Below are 297 nucleotides of genomic sequence, written 5' to 3'. Positions count from 1 at the left end.
TATACGTCGGGGTCGACGGGGCGTCCGAAGGGTGTGGTGGTTCCGCACGCGAATGTGGTGCGGTTGTTCTCCGCTACCGATGAGTGGTTCGGGTTCGGACCGGATGATGTGTGGACGTTGTTCCACTCGTATGCGTTCGACTTCTCGGTGTGGGAGTTGTGGGGGCCGCTGTTGTACGGCGGTCGTCTGGTGGTCGTTCCGTTCGAGGTGAGCCGCTCGGCAGGGGATTTCCTGGCTCTGCTGGCGCGTGAGGGCGTGACGGTGCTGAATCAGACGCCGTCGGCGTTCTATCAGCTG

At 62.6% G+C, this 297-nt stretch carries 1 protein-coding gene; it reads left to right on the top strand.

Features of this window, described 5'->3' with window-relative positions; translation table 11 throughout:
* Positions 1–297, top strand: a 297-nt coding sequence (locus IG99_RS43815; RefSeq protein WP_037684641.1) for an AMP-binding protein, incomplete at both ends; no start/stop codon positions are given.

Source organism: Streptomyces griseus subsp. griseus (assembly GCF_000720255.1).
Classification (GTDB): Bacteria; Actinomycetota; Actinomycetes; order Streptomycetales; family Streptomycetaceae; genus Streptomyces; species Streptomyces griseus_I.
The sequence above is the reverse complement of the archived record's forward strand: the minus strand, read 5'-3'. Positions and strand labels throughout refer to the sequence as shown.